At 43.0% G+C, this 18,645-nt stretch carries 15 protein-coding genes and 2 pseudogenes; 5 read left to right on the top strand and 12 right to left on the bottom strand.

Features of this window, described 5'->3' with window-relative positions:
- Positions 1 to 63: 63 nt before the first annotated feature.
- The gene (locus GWP43_RS02740; protein ID WP_162662521.1) at positions 64 to 588 is read right to left on the bottom strand and encodes a cysteine hydrolase family protein; all 525 of its coding nucleotides are present in this window, start codon (positions 586 to 588) and stop codon (positions 64 to 66) included.
- Between the two features lie 320 nt (positions 589 to 908).
- Here GWP43_RS02740 and grdC point away from each other — a divergent pair, with 320 nt between their 5' ends.
- Together grdC and grdD are read left to right on the top strand one after the other, a co-directional pair.
- Positions 909 to 2,459 (top strand): glycine/sarcosine/betaine reductase complex component C subunit beta, encoded by a 1,551-nt coding sequence (grdC, locus tag GWP43_RS02735; protein WP_162662519.1) that lies wholly within the window; start codon positions 909 to 911, stop codon positions 2,457 to 2,459.
- Complete coding sequence (gene grdD / locus GWP43_RS02730) at positions 2,456 to 3,607, top strand: glycine/sarcosine/betaine reductase complex component C subunit alpha (RefSeq protein WP_162662517.1); 1,152 nt, start codon at positions 2,456 to 2,458, stop codon at positions 3,605 to 3,607. The genes grdC and grdD overlap by 4 nt, the downstream gene beginning before the upstream one ends.
- A 521-nt stretch (positions 3,608 to 4,128) precedes the next feature.
- Here grdD and GWP43_RS02725 read toward each other — a convergent pair.
- The 11 genes from GWP43_RS02725 to GWP43_RS02680 form a co-directional block, all read right to left on the bottom strand.
- The gene (locus GWP43_RS02725; RefSeq protein WP_162662515.1) at positions 4,129 to 5,793 is read right to left on the bottom strand and encodes an ABC transporter ATP-binding protein; all 1,665 of its coding nucleotides are present in this window, start codon (positions 5,791 to 5,793) and stop codon (positions 4,129 to 4,131) included.
- Positions 5,794 to 5,807: 14 nt separating this feature from the next.
- Positions 5,808 to 7,064, bottom strand: coding sequence for an ABC transporter ATP-binding protein (locus tag GWP43_RS02720; RefSeq protein WP_230977967.1), 1,257 nt, complete (start codon positions 7,062 to 7,064; stop codon positions 5,808 to 5,810).
- A 207-nt stretch (positions 7,065 to 7,271) separates the two neighbouring features.
- The gene (locus GWP43_RS14440; RefSeq protein ID WP_230977965.1) at positions 7,272 to 7,535 is read right to left on the bottom strand and encodes a 6TM ABC transporter family protein; all 264 of its coding nucleotides are present in this window, start codon (positions 7,533 to 7,535) and stop codon (positions 7,272 to 7,274) included.
- 77 nt (positions 7,536 to 7,612) lie between these two features.
- On the bottom strand, positions 7,613 to 8,392 hold the full coding sequence (locus GWP43_RS02715; RefSeq protein ID WP_162662513.1) for an ABC transporter ATP-binding protein: 780 nt from the start codon (positions 8,390 to 8,392) through the stop codon (positions 7,613 to 7,615).
- Positions 8,393 to 8,402: 10 nt separating this feature from the next.
- Positions 8,403 to 9,188, bottom strand: a complete 786-nt coding sequence (locus GWP43_RS02710; protein WP_162662511.1) for an ATP-binding cassette domain-containing protein — start codon at positions 9,186 to 9,188, stop codon at positions 8,403 to 8,405.
- A complete protein-coding gene (locus tag GWP43_RS02705; RefSeq protein WP_162662509.1) occupies positions 9,185 to 10,015 on the bottom strand; it encodes an ABC transporter permease in 831 nt (276 codons plus the stop codon). Before GWP43_RS02705 ends, GWP43_RS02710 begins: the two co-directional genes overlap by 4 nt.
- Complete coding sequence (locus GWP43_RS02700; protein ID WP_162662508.1) at positions 10,005 to 10,949, bottom strand: ABC transporter permease; 945 nt, start codon at positions 10,947 to 10,949, stop codon at positions 10,005 to 10,007. The genes GWP43_RS02705 and GWP43_RS02700 overlap by 11 nt, the downstream gene beginning before the upstream one ends.
- A 151-nt stretch (positions 10,950 to 11,100) precedes the next feature.
- A complete protein-coding gene (locus GWP43_RS02695) occupies positions 11,101 to 12,648 on the bottom strand; it encodes an ABC transporter substrate-binding protein (RefSeq protein WP_162662506.1) in 1,548 nt (515 codons plus the stop codon).
- Between the two features lie 138 nt (positions 12,649 to 12,786).
- Entirely contained in the window at positions 12,787 to 13,683 is an 897-nt protein-coding gene (locus tag GWP43_RS02690; protein ID WP_162662504.1) for a helix-turn-helix transcriptional regulator, read from the bottom strand.
- Between the two features lie 327 nt (positions 13,684 to 14,010).
- Positions 14,011 to 14,805 carry a DUF4261 domain-containing protein gene (locus GWP43_RS02685; RefSeq protein WP_162662502.1) on the bottom strand — a complete coding sequence of 265 codons (795 nt, stop codon included), beginning with the start codon at positions 14,803 to 14,805 and terminating at the stop codon, positions 14,011 to 14,013.
- 151 nt (positions 14,806 to 14,956) lie between these two features.
- Positions 14,957 to 15,217 carry an exodeoxyribonuclease VII large subunit gene (locus tag GWP43_RS02680; protein WP_230977963.1) on the bottom strand — a complete coding sequence of 87 codons (261 nt, stop codon included), beginning with the start codon at positions 15,215 to 15,217 and terminating at the stop codon, positions 14,957 to 14,959.
- An 87-nt stretch (positions 15,218 to 15,304) separates the two neighbouring features.
- Here GWP43_RS02680 and GWP43_RS02675 point away from each other — a divergent pair, with 87 nt between their 5' ends.
- From GWP43_RS02675 to GWP43_RS02665, 3 genes and pseudogenes are all read left to right on the top strand, one after another.
- Entirely contained in the window at positions 15,305 to 16,123 is an 819-nt protein-coding gene (locus GWP43_RS02675; RefSeq protein ID WP_162662500.1) for a PilZ domain-containing protein, read from the top strand.
- A 51-nt stretch (positions 16,124 to 16,174) separates the two neighbouring features.
- Positions 16,175 to 17,318 (top strand): annotated as a pseudogene (locus GWP43_RS02670) (tetratricopeptide repeat protein).
- Between the two features lie 84 nt (positions 17,319 to 17,402).
- Positions 17,403 to 18,513: pseudogene (locus GWP43_RS02665) on the top strand (D-alanine--D-alanine ligase family protein).
- Positions 18,514 to 18,645: the final 132 nt, after the last annotated feature.

The following is an 18,645-nucleotide window of genomic DNA, read 5'->3' as shown; positions in this document are numbered from 1 at the left end:
TTTCAGTATATCCTTTTATCGGTTTAAGTCAAATCGACATATTCCGATTGCTAAAAATGATACTTATTCATTTTCGATAATAATTTGGCACATCTTCATAACCTGCAGCGCCGCCTTGTGATTTTCGGGCGTTGTTCCCGCGCAACAGACAGCATCAACATAAATGGGGATTTCGGGAAAAAAAGCTTTTAACAACAACGCATTCGACACAACACAAATATCCGTACACAATCCTATCAGCGTAATAGAACGGATTGGGGTTCTTTCATGCAAACTTTTTAAAGATTCCGCCAGCAAAAGCGAACCGAAGGTAGGCTTTTCATAGACTTGATCGGTTATGAGCTTTTTAATCGGAGCAACAAGTTCCCATCCCTCCGTATTTTTTATGCAATGCTGAACAGGTAAAAACATTCCTTCTTGAGATTGCAGATATGAACTTTGGTGCGTATCTTGCGTAAATACAATGTGCCCCTTAAAAGTCTCAATCTTTTTTACGACATTTTGAACAATCGCTTGCGCTTCCTTTGTACCCAAACTCCCGCTGACAAAATCATTTTGCATATCGATAACAGCCAACACATCATTCATAGAAAATCCTCCGTCTATCTCAAATTTATTGATGGAACAACTGGATGTATCTCTCCATATATAACTTTATATCATTTATTTCAAATACGGACGAGGGCATGTATCAATAAGAAACCGAACACTGTCTTCTATAAAAAATTCTATAAAAAATGAATGCTTGACAAGAGCATTTTCAAAGTGTAGGCTATGAAATTAAGTTAATGCTACCATATTATAGGAAAAACCGTGTATCGATATGAGACGGTATTTTTCTAACTGAGTACCTTCTAAAAATTAAAATTTTTTGAGGTGCTTCAATATCTTATCAATAAGGATGTATTATGAAAAACGCAGTGATTAAAGGGGCAAGTTACACATTGGCATACAGCCCCGATCTGTTAAAACGGAACGGTTCAACTCAGACCGCAGCGATTGCGAAAGATCCTGCCGATCCCTATATTGCCGCAATCCCGTCTCATTTAAGAACCTTTGAGCAAGCTGTACAATATCCGCCTAATCAGGTGTATATCGGAAACAAGAAGCCGGAAGATTTGCCCGGTATCCCCGAGCCGTGGTTTAAGTGCACCGAAAAAGCCGACCGCTTTGGGCCGTTCGGTGAAATTGCAACGCAAAAAGAACTCTATATTTTGATGAAGTACGCCGACGTTTTTGAACTGGTATACTTAACCGAAGAATTTACTGCCGAAGCGGCAACGATTATTCAAAATCATCCGTTAATGAAGGATAAGGCGATTACGTTGGGAGAAGCCCATTCCAAGGCCGATATCGAAAAGTTGGTGCAATCGCACACGGCGGAAGGTTTATACGACAATGACGTGCTGGTCGGCTGTGTCAAACAAGCGCATGACACCGACCCGAACTTGAGCGCTCATACGATGCTCGAAAACCTTGTTACCAAGGGAACCGGCATCTTAACCGCATGGCACCTCGCGGAGCTTGAAGGCATCAATGCGGCGGACATCGATTATATTATCGAGTGTTCCGAGGAAGCTGCGGGCGATGTAAACCAGCGCGGAGGCGGCAACATCGCAAAATCCGTCGGCGAAAAAGCGGGATGCGTTCATGCAACCGGCTGTGATATCCGCGGTTTCTGTGCAGCGCCGGTACACGCATTGGCAAATGCCGCTGCGCTCGTGCGGTCGGGTATCTTTAAGACCGTGATGGTTGTCGCCGGCGGTTCCGTACCTAAGCTCGGTATGAACGGTAAAGATCATGTTAAAAAAGAGATGCCGCTCCTTGAGGATATGGTAGGCGGTTTCGCCGTTTTAATTACGGAAGACGACGGTGTAAACCCCATTATCAATACCGATGTTATCGGCAAACATACGATTTCTTCCGGTTCTTCTCCGCAGGCGGTTATGACAGCGCTTATCTACGATCCGCTGAACGCCGCAGGGATGAAGATTACCGATGTCGAAAAATTTGCTGCGGAGTTGCAGAATCATGAAATTACTGCTCCTGCAGGCGCCGGTAATGTGCCGGAAGCGAACACAAAGATGATCGCGGCGCTTGCGGTTATGAAAGGCCAGCTTGAACGAGCCAAAATCGCGGAATTTGTAAAGCAATACGGTGTGGAAGGGTTTGCGCCTACGCAGGGACATATTCCCTCCGGCGTTCCTTTTATCGGCCATGCACGGCGGGATATGCTTGCAGGTAAATTGCGCCGCGCAATGATTATCGGAAAAGGCAGCTTGTTCCTCGGCCGTTTGACCAACCTCTTTGACGGTTTAAGCCTTTTAATTGAGGCGAACAACGGTAAGGGAAGTTCCGGTGCTGCGGGCGGCGCCGGTGAAGCGGAAATTAAGAAGATTGTAGCCGATGCTATGCGCGATGTCGCTGCCCGTATCTTAGCGGAGGACGGAGCAAAATGAGCAGTACAAAACAACAACTGGCCGATGCCTTCAGTCTGATGGCGAAGGGACTGGAAACCGGCGCCTTTGCGGAAGCCTTTCCGGTCGGCTTAACCGTCCCCGGCAGCGAGCACGGAGAAGCGGAGCTTATCCGCGCGGCAAAACTGGCAGCCCATGCCAATCCCGGATTGGATATTGTGCTGATCGGCGGCCCCCGAAAACCGAGGGGGTTCCGCTGGTATGAAGCGCCGACGCTGGAAGACGCACATCATAAAATGGAAGAATTGTTTAAAACGGGCGAAATAAAAGCCGCTGTAACAATGCACTATACTTTCCCGCTCGGCGTTACGACAATCGGAAAGGTAGTAACGCCCGGCTTCGGCAAAGAGATGTTTATTGCGTCCACTACCGGAGCCTCCGATGCCGACCGGTATAAGGCAATGCTGTTAAACACCTTTGCCGGAATTGCCGTTGCAAAAGCAAACGGTGTTGAAAACCCGACGGTCGGGCTTTTAAACATCGACGGCGTTGCGACGATTGAAAAAGCGCTGTTAAAGCTGCAAAAAGCGGGCTATCCGATACGCTTCACCGAATCGCACCGCGCCGACGGCGGGGTACGCATGCGCGGAAACGATTTGCTGCAAGGGACGCCCGATGTGATGGTCTGTGATACCTTAACCGGCAATGTGTTGATGAAGCTTTTCAGCTCCTTCTTAACAGGCGGTAGCTACGAAGCCTCCGGTTCCGGTTACGGTCCCTGCGCCGGTAAGGATATGACCGATGTTGTCGCGATTGTTTCCCGCGCATCGGGCGCCCCGGTTATCGCCGCAGCCTTGGCGTATTCCGCGCGCAGCGCGCAGGCAAACTTGCAAGCGCTGTGCCGTGCCGAGGTGCAAGCCGCCGAAAAAACAGGGCTGCAAGCCATACTCGACTCGTTCGGCGCCGCAAAAGAGGCAAGCGCGGAGACAGTCGCGGTGCCGCCTAAGAAGGTCGTTACGGAAGAAATCCACGGCATCGACGTTATCGACATAGAAAATGCCTGCAAGACGCTCTGGAAAGAGAACATCTATGCGGAAGCGGGCATGGGCTGTACCGGCCCCGTTATCCTGCTTGCCGGAGAAGACGCTGAAAAAGCGCGTAAGATTTTAACCGCAGCGAACTATATCTAAAAAGAATTACTGTAGGAGACCTCTAAAAACTGCAAGCTTCCCTGTTTGTTCTGTCAGGGAATTCATTTCCTTGTCTGCTGCGGCCTGCAAAGCAAGTTTTTAGAGGTCTTATATTCTTTCTGTTATTTTAAATGTATATTGCCGCCGTTTAATACAAATTTCCGTTCAATTTTTTTTATTATTGATTTATAACTGATTTTTGAACATTCAAAACAATTCGAGCGATTTATATTATTGCCTTTAATTATTCTCTCTATTTCATTTCTTATATACATATATATACCTCAATTTCATTATAAATTCTCAATTTACCTAAAGTACAGAATCCGTCACCGTTTACTTGTAATTTTTGCTATGCGTTGATTCTATTAAAATAAACCCGTAAAAACAAGATAAAATCAACAACCCCGGCGCATTTTAAGAGGTAATGTTTTTGCAGCAGCAGGAGTGCAGAGTGGGCACCTTTTAGAACGTCTTTATTCGCGGATTTAATACCTACCATTTCTCGGTCTTTTAACTTTTTATACCATCCGTCCGTTATCGATTCGGATAACTCTATCCGCTTCTTTTATGGTAGATGGACGATGCGCAATTGTGAGGATAGTTTTGCCTCTGCGGATATTGCTCAACGCTTGCCGGAACAAGGCCTCGCTTTCGCTGTCCAAATTGGAAGACGCCTCGTCCATCAGTAAAATGGGAGATTTTTTCAAAACAGCGCGGGCAATGGCGATACGTTGTTTTTCCCCGCCTGAAAGCTGTACACCGCGCTCGCCCGCATTTGTATCGTATCCGTATTCCAGTTTTTCGATAAAGCCGTCCGCCATTGCAATCTGCGCTGCGGCTTTTATCTCTTCATCGGAAGCGCAGGGACAGGCGAGCGCAATATTTTCTTTAATGCTTTTATTAAAAAGATATACATCTTGCGGCACATACGCAATCATATCCCGCACGGATTTTTGATTCAATGCTTTGATATTTTTTCCGCCGATATACACCGCGCCGCTGTCGGGATCGTAAAAACGCATCAGTAGAGCCGCTATCGTCGATTTCCCCGCTCCCGACTCTCCGGTAATGGCAACGCTCTCTCCCGCCTGCACGAAAAAAGAAATACCGTGCAGTACCTCCCGGTCTTTTTCATAAGAAAAACGCACATCCTTAAACTCGACACTGCCTGCAAGGTGCAGTTCGGATTGTGGAATATACGGTACGGTATCGGTAACAGACGGTGCTTCTTCAAGAATATTCAAAATCCGCTTTGCCGCTCCGTTAGAAATATTCATCGCTCCCGCCGTTACCGAAACACCCATCACCGGTATAAAGGCAAACAGCGAAAAAACAATCACGACGGAAACCGTTTCCGCCCGCAATGTTCCGGCAATAACTTCTGTATGAGCGAATAAAAGCGACACAATCAATACAGCGGAGGTAATCAGATTGACGGTTAACCCCTGCACACCCTTAAATCGCCCGTCCTTCCTTTCTTTTTTGTTCAACCTGAGCGTATCCCGTACGACCTTTTCGATGTATTTTTTCTCTTTTCCAAAAATCAAAATTTCACGCAACCCTTGAACAGTATCTACCGCTTCCGCATGTACGGCCGCCGCGCCCTCTCGTATTTCCTCTCCCGTTTTTTTGGTAACACGGTTGAAAAAATACGGCACTGCCGCAACAAGGATACAAGCAGCGCATACGGTGGCGGCAATACGCAACGAGAGAAACGCAAGAGCCGTCAGATACAGTACGGTGCATACGGCAGCAACGATATACGCACCTGCGGTATGAGCGTAAAAGATTTCAGTTGCTTCCACATCCTCAACGATAGCAGCGGTTATGTTCCCCGACCTTGTTTTTGCCATCGATTGAGGCGCCGATGCCGAAACTGCATCGTATAAAAGCCCCCGTATTTTCTCTATAATTTTGTAAGCAACCAGATGACATTCGTACATTTCCAAAAAAGGAAAAAGCCCTTTTCCGCATATAAACCCTAAAAGAGGGATAAACAAATACAGCACGGTTTGAACACTCGCACGGGACAGTGCCGCCGAGGTAATATACGCTCCGGTTAATACCGTCAGTAGCGAAAAAACACTATTCAATATTCCATACAGCACTGAAATCACGAATTCTTTTTTATACTCTTTGATATATACGATCAATTTTAAAAGCGGTTTATATTTTTCGAACATTTCTTCGCTCCTTTCTACTGCTGTGCTTGTACCAGTTTTTTATAATAACCGTCTTTTCCAAACAGCTGATGATGAGTTCCCTCTTCGACAATCCGTCCATGCCGCAAAACCAAAATGCGGTCGCAATCTTCTATTGTATTTAAACGGTGGGCAATGGTAATACTCGTACGGTTTTTTAATAACACCGAAAGACTATGTTTGATCTCATTTTCGTTTTCGGTATCGATACCGGAGGTCGCTTCATCCAGTACGATAATCGGCGCATCTTTCAACACGGCACGTGCAATAGCAATACGCTGCCGCTGTCCTCCTGAAAAATTAAGCCCCCGTTCCCCGACACGCGTGTTATATTTTTCAGGCAGGCTTTGAATAAACGAATCGATATGCGCAATTTTGCATGCTTCGATTACCATATCGTCATCAGCCGCTTCGTTTGCATGCAGCAGATTTTCTTTTATCGTACCGTTGAACAAATATGTTTCCTGCGAAACAACGGAAATTAAACTGCGGAGCGATTTCAGCGTCAGATCCCGTATATCGATTCCGTTAATGGCGATGCGTCCCGCCTGCGGATCATAAAAGCGGAGCAACAAATTGATAAGAGTTGTTTTTCCGCTTCCCGATTCTCCAGCGATTGCAAGCCGCTCGTTTTTTTTGACCGTAAAATTCATGTCTTCAAAAACGGGAGCTTCATTTTCGTTATATGAAAATAAGACATCCGTATACGCAATTTCAAAACCGCCCGGCATTTTTACATCGAGTGTTTTTGTCCCCGTATCGTGTATTTTTTCTTCTTCGTCGAGCAGTGCAAAAATACTGCCTGAAGAAGTAATGCCCATAAAGCCTTGATGAAAATACGCACTTAAATCGGCCACAGGTCTGAACACTTCATTCGTCATAAAAAGCAGAACCAAAAGCGAAGAAAGCGGAATACTCCCTTTTACCGCCAGAAGAGCGGCAACCGCAAGGGTGAAACTGACGCCTGCGCCCGAAGCAAATCCGGCAATACCCACTTCCGTTAAATTGACTTTGAGATTATTCATCGTTTCGGAAAAAAGCGTTTTCATTTTTCCTTTTAATACGCTGCCGATTCGTTCTTGCGCATTGTTTGCCTTTGCCGTTACAATCCCCTGTACACCGTCTAATATTTCTGCCGTCAGCTCCTGATACGCCGCCCAATGCGCATTGGAAGATTCCGACAATACTTTCCCGAATACGATCGGGGATATGAGCACGATAATCAATGCTACCAACGCAATAAGCCCAAGCACATAATGCACTGAAAAAAATATAGACAAGCATTGCAGAGCAAGCGATAAGGCATACCAGCACCTGCGGCAGATACAGCGTCAAATAACCTTCCAAATAATCGACACCGCTTACCATTGTCGAGCCCAATGTACCGGTACGCTCGTCATCCAAAAATGCGGGTCCCAGTTTTAGCAGCTTTGCATAAATGCGCCGTCTGAGTATATTTTTTACCGTGCCGATAATTTTTTTTTTCCATACACGGAATTTATATAGATTAATACAAGCCGCGTACCGATAATTGCTGTCAAACATGTTATATACGGTAGCAGTGCGGAAAATGCAGCCCGTTTATACAACAGCCCGACGATCGTGCCCAGCGTCGCTGCCTGCACAATATAGGTCGCAGAAATGGCAACCCCTATCAAGGCTTTGCATACAATACCGGAACGCGCACCTTTCGTCAGTTCCATCACCCGTTTGTGAATCATCATAACTATTTTCTCCAAATTACAATAGGGAACCTCTAAAAATCTAACGGAGTTTTTAGAGATGCCCAATAGAACTTTTTTTAGTTCAAATGTAAGTTTCTGCTTTTCAATAAAGCTGCCGTATACTCGTGTGCCGGATGAGCAAATACTTCTTTGCATACGCCCGATTCGACAATGCTGCCTGCCCGCATAACAATCAAATAATCGCAGAAATATTCGATTACATTGAGATCATGCGAAATCAAAATTAACGTCAATTTATACTTTTCTTTTAGCTTTGAGAGTAGCGACAAGATTTGCGCCTGAACGGCAACATCAAGCATCGAAGTTGGTTCGTCAAGAATCAGAATTTCCGGTTTTATAATGACCGCTCTGATAATGCAAATACGCTGTAGCTGACCTCCTGAAAAACAATACGGAAGTCTGTCCAATTCGTCGTATGCAATTCCGGCATCTTTACATAACGATTCCAATTCCTTCAAAAACACCTGCTTTGAAGCAAAGCGTTCCTTATGGAGCGTATACATTTCTTCCAAACTGCGTCGTACCGTAAAATCCGGATCCAGCGCCGATTCGGGATTTTGCTGCACTGCTTGTATGGTGCGGAAAAATTCTTTTTTGCAGCCGTATGCACAAACCGGCCTACCGTGTATCAAAACGATTCCGCTATCGGGTTTTATCAAATTAAGAATACAGCGTGAAAGTGTCGTTTTGCCGCAGCCGCTTTCTCCGGTGATGCCGGTGACGGAAAAGGGTACAATACCGCAATCGATATTTTTTAAAATAGAAGCGGACGCCCCAAGTATTGTATTGCTGCGGAATGATTTTGAAAGAGCGCTGCATTGGAGAATATATTCCATACTATCGCCTTCACATAAGATTTTGCGGCATCGCTGCCATCAAAGAACGAAAATAAGAAGAGCGGCGGTCTTTGAATACCGATTGCGTTTCTCCTTCTTCTACAATTGCCCCGTTATACATAAGCGCGCAGCGGTGAGAAAGTTTATGCGCAAGTTCCAAATCATGCGTTATAAAAATAATTGCAATATGCTCCGTATCGTAAATCGACTTAATCAGCGCAGCGTATTCGTTGCGCAACATCATATCCATTCCGCGGGTCGGTTCGTCAAGAATCAGTACGGAAGGTTTACACGAAAGGCCGAGCGCAGTTAAAACGCGGTGCTGCATCCCGCCGCTTAATTGAAACGGATATAGATTTAATACATCCCGATTAAGCGACACACTTTTCAGTAATGCACAAGAACGGGAATATACTTCATCCGCCGTTTTACAAATTTTATGAACCGTAATCGGTACGGCAAGTTGACTTTTAATCTTTAACAGCGGGTTTAAAGAGTCCGCAGAAATTTGCGGCACCAATGCTATTTCTTTTCCGCGAATGGTGTTATATTCCTTTTCCGTTAAACCGGAAATCGCTTTACCTTTATAAAAAATGCTACCTTCGATTATTGCATTTGAAGGCAGCATCCCCAGAATGCTTGCTGCAAAAACAGACTTACCGCTGCCTGTTTCTCCCATAATCGCAAATATTTCATTTTTAACAGTTAAAGAAATATTTTTTATAATCCGTTTTTTTTCTTCTCCGACTACAAAATCGACTGTCAGCGCACGTATGCTTAAAACGGTATCCGTCATATCTTTCTCCTGACATCCCGTGCGTACTGCATAAAATTTTGAACGGCTTCGGATAAATCGGCAAAGATGAGGATAACAGAGAATTGAAATAATCCCGGACAAACCATCAGCCACGGCGCATAATTGATAAACCGAATGGATTCTTTTAACATCAAGCCTATTTCAGGATGAGGCGGCTGCACACCGAAACCCAAAAATGAATATGCGGAAATGCCGATAATGATGTGCCCCAAGATGAGCGGAAACGTCGGTAAGAGTAGCATAAACGCAGGCTTTAAAAGATGCCTCGTTACGATAAACAAATCGGAAGCGCCGATAATTTTTAATCCCGTAACAAAATCGCTGTGCTTCAGTATCATTATTTCGCTTCTGACTACCTTTATATTAAATATCATACCGAAAACAATCGATAAGACGATTAAAATAAAAACGGAATTTCCGAAAACAGCGGAGAAAAAGATAACGGCGGCAATCATTGGAAACGATAGAATGATATTGCAAAGATAATACAGTATTTCGTCGAACAGTCCGCCGTAATATCCTGCAAAAAGGCCGATTATCCCACCTAATAAAAAACTGAAAACCTGAGCAGTGAGCGCAATAAAAAAAGTGTATTTGAACCCTTGCAGCGTCCTTAAAAAAACATCCCGACCGAAATCATCCGTACCGAATAGATGCCGTATCGACGGCGGCAAAAATCTGTGTTCCAATGAGGCATGTATTTCCGGAGCAGCTGCAATATCGGATAATACCACTGCCGTAAGAACGGCAAAGCTCAATATCGAATAGACGATAATACGAACTTTGCAATTCTTTTTAGTTTTCATAAATACCTCGTCTGTCGATTATAAGATATACCATCTCTGCAAAGAAGTTTAAAAGATTGATAAAAAGTCCCAACAAAAAAAGTGTTCCTGCGATAACGGGGTAATCTTTTACATTGAGCGCTTCGGCAAGCATCAGCCCCAAACCGGGAATAGAAAAGATATTTTCGATTAAAATTGCCCCGCCGATAAATCCGCTAAAATCGATGCAGGCTACTGCAATTGCAGGGGCTGCGATATTTTTAAGCACGTGCCTTATAAAAATGATCTTTTGCGGAATGCCGAGCGCTCCCGCTAAGATGATAAACGACTTACTTAATACCGCTTGAGTTTTACTTTGAATAACGCAGGTTAAATTGGAAAACGACATAACGCCCAGTAAAAAAGCAGGAACTATTAAACTTTTTATTCCGTGATAACCTATTGTAGGAATAACAGGAATATAATTCGCAATAAACCAAACCAAAATAACGGCAATCCAAAATGACGGTATCGACATACAAATGATACGCCACCGCTGCAAAAAGAAACGGCACAGTATATTTTCTTTTACCGATGCAAGCACTCCGATTGGAATACCCAATGCCGAATAAATCAGCAGGCTTAACAATGCGAGTTTAAAAGTAACCGAAAAACGTTTTATAAAAATGCCGGAAACCGGTTTATTTGTCAAATACGATGTACCGAGATCTCCTTTTAATAAACTGCATAACCAGTGCGCATACAGCCTGCTGAACGGTTTATTGAGCCCGAGCTTTTTGCCGTATACGTCTACTGTTTTGTCGTTTATAAAACCTCGTGCATTTTTTGCATTCAGCAACAACTTTTCTGCGCTGCCAGGCGCAAAATAAATTACGGAAAAACTTAAAAAAGACAGCAACAGTACCGTCGGTATAATCATAATTAATTTTCTGATAAATACATGTAACGGACTCATAAAACGTTTTTTCCTTTTGTGAGCATCTTTCAAAAACTATAAGTTTATCGCTTATCCTGTAAGAAAGTAATCATCATATTCGCTAACACGGACATGCAAATCAGTGCTTTTAGAGATGCTCCTGCATTTTCCAATCGGCAGCGCTGCACCACTACCGTTTTTCGGTACGGAGTTTGACGCCGCTTAAATCGATGCGGTATACGTTCCCGTTAAACCGGAAGCCTTCAAAACGCGGATTAAAAATTGCCATGCGGGAACTGGTACATAACGGTAGGGTTACGCACTGCTCGTATTGTTCTTGCCATAATGCTCCCGCGTAGGTTTTAATTTGTTCTTCGGTTGCCGATTCGACCAAAGCGCGCGCCGCTTCCACAGACTTTGCATTAATGGCATAGCTTAATCCGTAGTCGGTATAATTATCATCAAATCCAAAATAGGTTACGGTACCGATGATCGGTTCATACCACGGATGAGAAACAGCCAAGTCATAATTGCCGGTTTTAAAATGCTCCCTCATTGCTTCACCGGTAACCTGAATAATTTCGCAATCTATTCTGAGTTTATGCAATTCCGATTTTATAAAAACGGCCAAATCGCGTTGGTAATCTTCTTTTGAAGAAATTAAAAATTTTAACGAAACTTTTTTTCCGTCTTTTTCGAGTACACCGTCGTTATCGCTGTCCCGATAACCCGCTTCGGCAAGCAGCGTCTTTGAAAACTCCGGATTATAGGTATATGGTTTTTCGTTTTGAGGTCTATCGGTAAATGCAGGGTTAAATTGATGTCCCGATGCCTGAGGTATGCCGAAAAAAACGGTATCAACGAGCGCCTGTCGGTTTATTCCGTATTCCAGCGCTTCGCGCAACGCTTTATCGCTGCAAAAACCTTCTTTCCAATTAAAGCTGATAGTCATAAGTGAAGTAAAAGCGTCTTTCGGTTCTTCAAAAAAGCTCATCTTTTTTGCCTTTATTAAATCATCGATTAACGGATACTGTATCGAAAGATAATGCTCACTTATGCCAAGCACGTCGATTTGCCCTGACGAAAGAGCCGAATTCCGTGCATTGTCGTCGGTGATTACAAGCCACTCTACTTGCGGAATTGAAGGCGCTGCCGCTTTATTCCAGTAGTTCTCATTCTTTATCAAAGAAGCCGACTGACCTTCGTCGTATTCTTTCAAAATATATGCGCCGGTTCCGATAAAATCGGTAATGTTTAACGCCTCATCAACTCCGTTTTCTTTTATCGCCGTTACTAACGCAAGATCCTGCGGCAGAAAATAATACGGAGCAGTCAAGCTGATTTTTAAATGCGTCGTATCCGTTATGCTGACCTCTTTCAACAGGGATGAAAATACGCAGTACGTTATCGGCGCAACGTTTTCGATATCCCATTTTACGGTTTGCGCGGTAAGCGGAGTTCCATCGGAAAAAAGAATATCATCCCGTATGGTAAGATGGTATTCCGTTGCCGTATCGTTCCGCGTCCATTCGGTAATGATATTGGGAAGCGGTTTGTAATCGAGTGTCATTTGCAAAAGCGTATCAAATACCAACGTCGAGCCTTCAAGCGACCGTTTAAAATCCTTTATGGCGCCTATTTTCAGCACGGTCTGTTCTGTATCCGTGGGTGTTTCGCTTTTTACCGTACATGAGATTAGCAGCACAATTGAAAGAATCCCCAATAGCAAGCGTTTCATAGAAGTTATACCGTCCTTAAAATATATAAATAGAAGTTAGTTTCAACTTACTATACGCAAAATGATTTTTCTTTCCACTCCATTTTGGGCGAAAATACTCCATTTTGATATTTTTTTTGGAAAATACTTTTGAAGATTCTATGAATTTTTATCGTTTTTAGCAGGGTTCGTAAGGGTGTTTCTGTACTGCAGCGGTGTTTGCCCGTATATGGACTTAAAGGCATCGGAGAATTTACTCGCATTTGCATAACCCAAATCAGCCGCTATCTCCGCTATTTTTTTGTTTGTAGAAGAAATATAAAACGCTCCCGTTTTTAGTTTATATTTTTTTAGATAGGAATACGGACTGTCGCCGTATATTTGTCTGAACAATTTTTGAAAAATCGTGTAACTTATTCCTTCCGTTTTTACAAGCTGTTGAAATGAAATACTCTTATCAAGGTTATCGGCAATAAAGGCATGAATTTTTTTTACCTTATTGATATTATAGCCTGAAAAAAATTCTGCCGTCCGGTATGCCGATAGGCCAAGCCTGTTCAAATAATGAAGAATTTCGAGTATTTTAATTTGAAAATAAATATGATCGTACATATCCGTGTTTACATATAACGCATCTAAAATTTTTGTAATTTCCGATTCCGGTTTCAGTTTATACCATCCGTTTTTTAAATCCAATTTTGTACAAATCTTATTAATATCGATATCAAAGATTTCCGTTACGGCGGTAAATTTTTCATCCAGTTCATCGAGAAAAAATAAAATGCTTACTCCTTTGTAAATTCTCAGTGGAAAATATGTTTTTAACAGTGCAAGTTTTTCGTAATTAATTGCCGCTTCTTTTTCGCCTAAATATGAAAAAGATTTATTTTCAAATTCACCTTCCAAAATACCTTGTTTGCAATAATCGATTCTAAATACATTACGCGGTTTTCCGCGAAGAAAATATACTTCATCGGTTTCGGTATCATAAAATTCAAGATTAACGCCCTTATACAATTGTATCACGGCTGTTTTATATTCGGCAGTTTTATTCATTTATTTTCCTCATGCTTCAAACCACATCTTTGCATTCCGAAATGCTTACGTTATTCATGCGGAGGTTTTCATACCCGCCGTCCCTTAACCGCCTCTGGACGGCATCTAAATCTAAGGAAACAGTCTAAAAACTGTTTCGTAATCCGCTTTAGCGGATATAACGAATAATTCCCTTACAGAAAAAGCCGGTAGGCTTTCAGTTTTTGGACTTTCGATTACACAGATTGGCCGTGAGGTCGGCTATTACGGCGATATTACTTTAAAGTAGGGGAAGAACACACAAAGGCTTCTCTATGTTGATTACCGGACAGAAAGAAATACAGTAATCTATAATTCTATTTTTAATGATGTGCCCTCCAAATAAATTGCTTCCGATTCTGTGATTTTAATTTTCTGTTCTTCGGTAAATCCTATGGTTTCTCCGTGGTGCAGCGTTACATCTTGCTGTAAAACATACTCAAGGACAGATAATAGAAAATCATATACTTCACTGCCTTTCATATCTGCATCGATTATTTCTATCTCGGATTTACCGAACTCTTTCATCCCATACGTATAAACACTGCTTTTCTCATCGCCATTGATAATCCCGATATACACCCACAGCTGAATCGGTAACATATCCTCCAATAAAAAATGAGCAAAATCAAGATAAAGCTTTTTTGGGAGTAACAGTGTCGATGAGCCTTGATATACCCCTATTGCCGTTTCACACGTTCTCAAAATAGAAGCATTCACTTTAGTTAATAGAGAGTACCTTTCCACTGCCGAGGTATTGCCGGCTAAAAGTGAGACTATTGCATGCTGTGTATGTTCTTTTATCTCTTTCTCCGCATCTTTCCAAAGGTAAGAATAGCTGTACATGGATTCAAATTCCTCAGCGGGTATCGGCGCAGGCATCAACGCAATGACTACACGTTCTTCGCCGATTTCGAATAAAGCGGTAGTATCATCGCCCTCTATCTGATCAACCGTAAGTCCCCAATATGATTTTAAATCCTCGATAACTTTCTCCAATGAATACCCGCTATCGCCTTTAAACATCGGCATAGATAAAATAAGCGGTGCTTTAACTTCCTTTTTTTTATCTTTCTTGTTGAATGCATTATTTAAGATTCCCATGATATCTCCTTTTTTACTATTATAATTTTTTCTCAATACAATTCTACATATATATTGAACAACCGAACAAAGTGTCAATCTATAATGTTGTTCAATTCGCATTTTCGTTGCACGGTTGTCAATGTCTTTCAGCTGCGCCATTTCAGCGGCATCAACGGGTATTACCGATGGAGACTTCGATTTCGCCGTCGGCAAGCCTAATACGAAGATCACGCGCCGCTGCCGCATCCTGCGCGCGGCGAGGTACGAGCTCTGCCTGCCGGTTGTAAACGATAGAATACCCTCTGTTGAGTATTTCCTGTGGGTTTGCCCCTTCAATGCTTCGAGTCAGCCAGGCGAACCGGTGTTTCGTATCGGTCTGCAGTGCCTGCATTGTGTACAGCAGATTTTCTTTTGCATCGTCAAGGCGCATTAAAAGCGGCTGCCCGATGGGTTCCTAACCGAACAGCTGCTCATTCTCACCTTGACCTTTTAACAAAATAAATTTATTATTATAAATATGGGTTTCCTGACGAGCCAACAGGTCAATAAATACTACGATTTTTTCCAAAAGGCAGAAATAACTTTTACGAAAGAAGTTATCCAAGCGATGAATCTTAATGCACAGCAGTCGTCGATACGCTGCGTCGGATCCGAAGGAGGGCCATGGCCATGCGTCATCAACTCTTCTTCGATGATAGGAGCAAAGGTCATCGTACCACAGCACTGCGGAATATATGAAAAAATATGCGAAGGTTCTACGGCTGTCTCTCTGTGGTTCTCTTTTTCGCAAACAAACGGAAAAAGCGATCTTTCGTTTTTTGTTTCCGGGAAAGTTGTAAGTTGTACTCCGTATACCGTGACACCCGATTTACTCTTACTTAGTATTGAATACACGCAGCGCGCTCCTGATGACCTAATTGAAAAATTAGGGCTCCTCGTCGATGCAAAAGCGAATACAACCAAACGCGGCAATGAACGTATCGAATTAAATGCGGAGGCAATGCGAAAGCTCTCGCTGACCAAAAAAGAGACGATTGTCTACATCGAAAACATTCCACGGCGTTGTATCGTGCGAGATATTTCATTTTCCGGCGCAAAGTTTATTATGGCGGGGATTGCCCCATTCCTACTCAATAAAGATTGTGTGCTAAAATTTGATTTTGACGATCCTACTGTCATTGTTGGGTTACGCGGTAAAATCATCAGAGCGGAATTAGTCGAAAAACGAAAAGACCTTATTGCAGTAGCGATGGCGTATAATGCCTCGACCGTACCGCTTGCATATAAAATACGATTGACCCAATATTTTAATCAACAGCGCAAAATCTACCCTTAATCCGACTATAAACATACGCATAATCTTCGTAAGTAATAGGATACATACAATATGGAAAACTCCGATAAGCAGCTCATCTACATCAAAATGCCTGAGGAATATGCTTTAACGGCAAAAATTCCGGGCTTTGATTCATCGATACCGCTTCCGCTTCTTTTAACGGATGAAGGGAAAGATTTTAGACCGGAAACTATTTCAGAAGAGATGATTTTAGCCGGTATGCTGAATGTATTCGCTTATGAACGGGATAATCAACATATTGCATACTATCGAGATATTTTTAAAGAACTACGGCCGAACATTCTCGAAGAGATGACTAATGCTGCAATTCTAAAGATAAAAAATGCCGATTTTGACTTAGCGGAACAGCTACTGTTCGCACTTGAAGGACTGTTTCCGGAAAATATGCAAACAAAGCTGAACGTTGCATTGTTGATGGATGAACGTGCTCGTTTTTATGAACAAGCCGGTGCAGAAGACTATGCCGACTATTATACCGATAAAGCCTTTCAAGCGTATAAAGAGGTGTTGGCTGCCGAACCGCCGTTGCCTGATGCCTTTTTTAATGCCGGTTTTTTCTTTATCCGTCAAAAGAATTTTCCTAAGGCAAAAAGCGTATTCGAGACATATCTGCATATTGAAACGGCACAAGATGAATTAACGGCACACCGTAGGCAAAAGGCTTCCGAGCTCATTGACTGGATAGAAACACAAGCGCTCGATGACGAGCTATTTAAAGGTGCTTTTGATTTTATCCAAATGGGTGAAGAAGAAAAGGCGCTTGAAAAAATACGGGAGTTTTTAGAGCATCACCCAAAAGTATGGAATGCGTGGTTTTTACTCGGTTGGGCATTGCGTCGTCAGGAGCGGTGGAAGGACGCTTCGGAAGCGTTTCTCCATTGCCTGGAGCTTGGCAAAAAGACTCCTAAGGAACTGGCGGTCGCCTATTGTGATATTTGCAATGAACTAGCCATCTGTTTAATGGAGCTCGGTCAATTTGATGAAAGTCGCCGTTGGCTGATGAGCGCACTTGAACAGGAACCGGAGAATATCAAGATTATTTCAAATTTAGGAACTATTTCGTTAAAAGAAGGAAGGACTGAAGAAGCAAAAGCATTTTTTTAGAACGGTTCTTGATATTTATCCCGAAGATGCACTCGCCGTTGAAATTTTAAAAAAATTGGAAAATACATAAAAGGGGCCTCTAAAAACTTCCGTTTTTAGAGGTGAGCTTTGCTCACCGGTTTTCCCTTAGATTTAATTTGATGCGGAGTATACTATGAATATAGCGATTATCTATGGTGGAAGGTCAGGCGAACATGAGGTTTCGCTTGTTTCCGCTTCTTTTTGTTGTTCGTGCTATCGGCAGTGAACATATCGTACATTTAATCGGCATTACCAAAAACGGCGAATGGTATTTACAACCTGAGTCTCTCTTAGAACATATCCGTAAGGATACATCTGCGGTTTTAACAATAGAGTGCAATAAAGCTGCACGAGTTGCCGTCATCCCGGGCGGGGGCGTTACAGCCGGTTTATCCGTGAACGGACAGCCGATTACAGCGGATGTTGTATTTCCGGTATTGCACGGCAGCTTTGGAGAGGACGGCACTATTCAAGGCTTATTTGAAATGGCTGATCTCCCGTATGTCGGCGGCGGTGTGCTTGCAAGCAGTGCGGCAATGGATAAAGAAAAGACAAAGATAATCTGGCAGCACGAACAGTTGCCGATTGTTCCTTTCCTTTGTGTAAGAAAATTCCAATGGGATAATCCGAAAGAGTGCGAAAGATTTATTGTTCAGGCGGAAAAGGAATTGGAATACCCGTTGTTTATAAAACCGTGCCGGGTCGGTAGTTCCGTCGGCGCCGGTAAAGCGACTAATCGTGCCGAGTTGCTGCAAAAGATACAAGAAGCCTTTCTTTGGGACAGTAAGGTATTGATCGAAGCCTGTATTGCCGCACGCGAAATCGAGTGTTCCGTAACCGGTAACGATGAGTGTGTAGTTTACACTCCGGGAGAAATTATCCCCTCCCATGAATTTTACGATTATGATGCAAAGTATATCGATCCCGACGGTGCACAGCTGAAAATTCCTGCCGATATCGACGATGAACAGCGCCGAGAAATCCGCAATATTGCCGGCAAGGCTTACCAAGCGCTTGATTTAAGCGGCTTAGCGCGCGTTGACTTCTTTATAGATAAAAAAACAAAGAAAATCTATTTGAACGAAGTAAACACCATTCCGGGCTTTACTGCTATTTCCATGTTCCCCAAGATGTGTGAAGCGTCGGGGATGCCGTACCGAGAACTTATCATGCATTTATTTGAACTCGCGATAGAGCGATTCAATTCTTCACGACAAATCAGAACCGACTGGAAACTTCGCTGACGGGATATCTTCTAAAAATCTAACCGAGTTTTTAGAAGATGTCTTGGCGTATAATTAAAGCTCATTCAAAATCTACACAAATAAATATCGGTAAAAGAAGAGAAAATGGAATCCGTTTCCATGTAAAGGACT

It is taken from the genome of Treponema vincentii, from assembly GCF_010365865.1.
In the GTDB taxonomy this organism is placed as follows: Bacteria; Spirochaetota; Spirochaetia; order Treponematales; family Treponemataceae; genus Treponema.
Note: the sequence above shows the minus strand (reverse complement) of the source record. Positions and strands in the feature narration are given on the sequence as shown.

Bases quoted from the DNA above. Each gene is read 5' to 3' on its own strand.
- grdC (WP_162662519.1), top strand. From the start codon at position 909: ATGAAAAACGCAGTGATTAAAGGGGCAAGTTACACATTGGCATACAGC.
- GWP43_RS02725 (WP_162662515.1), bottom strand. From the start codon at position 5,793: ATGTTCGAAAAATATAAACCGCTTTTAAAATTGATCGTATATATCAAA.
- GWP43_RS02705 (WP_162662509.1), bottom strand. From the start codon at position 10,015: ATGAAAACTAAAAAGAATTGCAAAGTTCGTATTATCGTCTATTCGATA.
- GWP43_RS02690 (WP_162662504.1), bottom strand. From the start codon at position 13,683: ATGAATAAAACTGCCGAATATAAAACAGCCGTGATACAATTGTATAAG.
- GWP43_RS02710 (WP_162662511.1), bottom strand. From the start codon at position 9,188: ATGACGGATACCGTTTTAAGCATACGTGCGCTGACAGTCGATTTTGTA.
- GWP43_RS02740 (WP_162662521.1), bottom strand. From the start codon at position 588: ATGAATGATGTGTTGGCTGTTATCGATATGCAAAATGATTTTGTCAGC.
- GWP43_RS02700 (WP_162662508.1), bottom strand. From the start codon at position 10,949: ATGAGTCCGTTACATGTATTTATCAGAAAATTAATTATGATTATACCG.
- GWP43_RS02675 (WP_162662500.1), top strand. From the start codon at position 15,305: ATGGGTTTCCTGACGAGCCAACAGGTCAATAAATACTACGATTTTTTC.
- grdD (WP_162662517.1), top strand. From the start codon at position 2,456: ATGAGCAGTACAAAACAACAACTGGCCGATGCCTTCAGTCTGATGGCG.
- GWP43_RS02715 (WP_162662513.1), bottom strand. From the start codon at position 8,392: ATGGAATATATTCTCCAATGCAGCGCTCTTTCAAAATCATTCCGCAGC.
- GWP43_RS14440 (WP_230977965.1), bottom strand. From the start codon at position 7,535: ATGATGATTCACAAACGGGTGATGGAACTGACGAAAGGTGCGCGTTCC.
- GWP43_RS02685 (WP_162662502.1), bottom strand. From the start codon at position 14,805: ATGGGAATCTTAAATAATGCATTCAACAAGAAAGATAAAAAAAAGGAA.
- GWP43_RS02680 (WP_230977963.1), bottom strand. From the start codon at position 15,217: ATGCGCCTTGACGATGCAAAAGAAAATCTGCTGTACACAATGCAGGCA.
- GWP43_RS02695 (WP_162662506.1), bottom strand. From the start codon at position 12,648: ATGAAACGCTTGCTATTGGGGATTCTTTCAATTGTGCTGCTAATCTCA.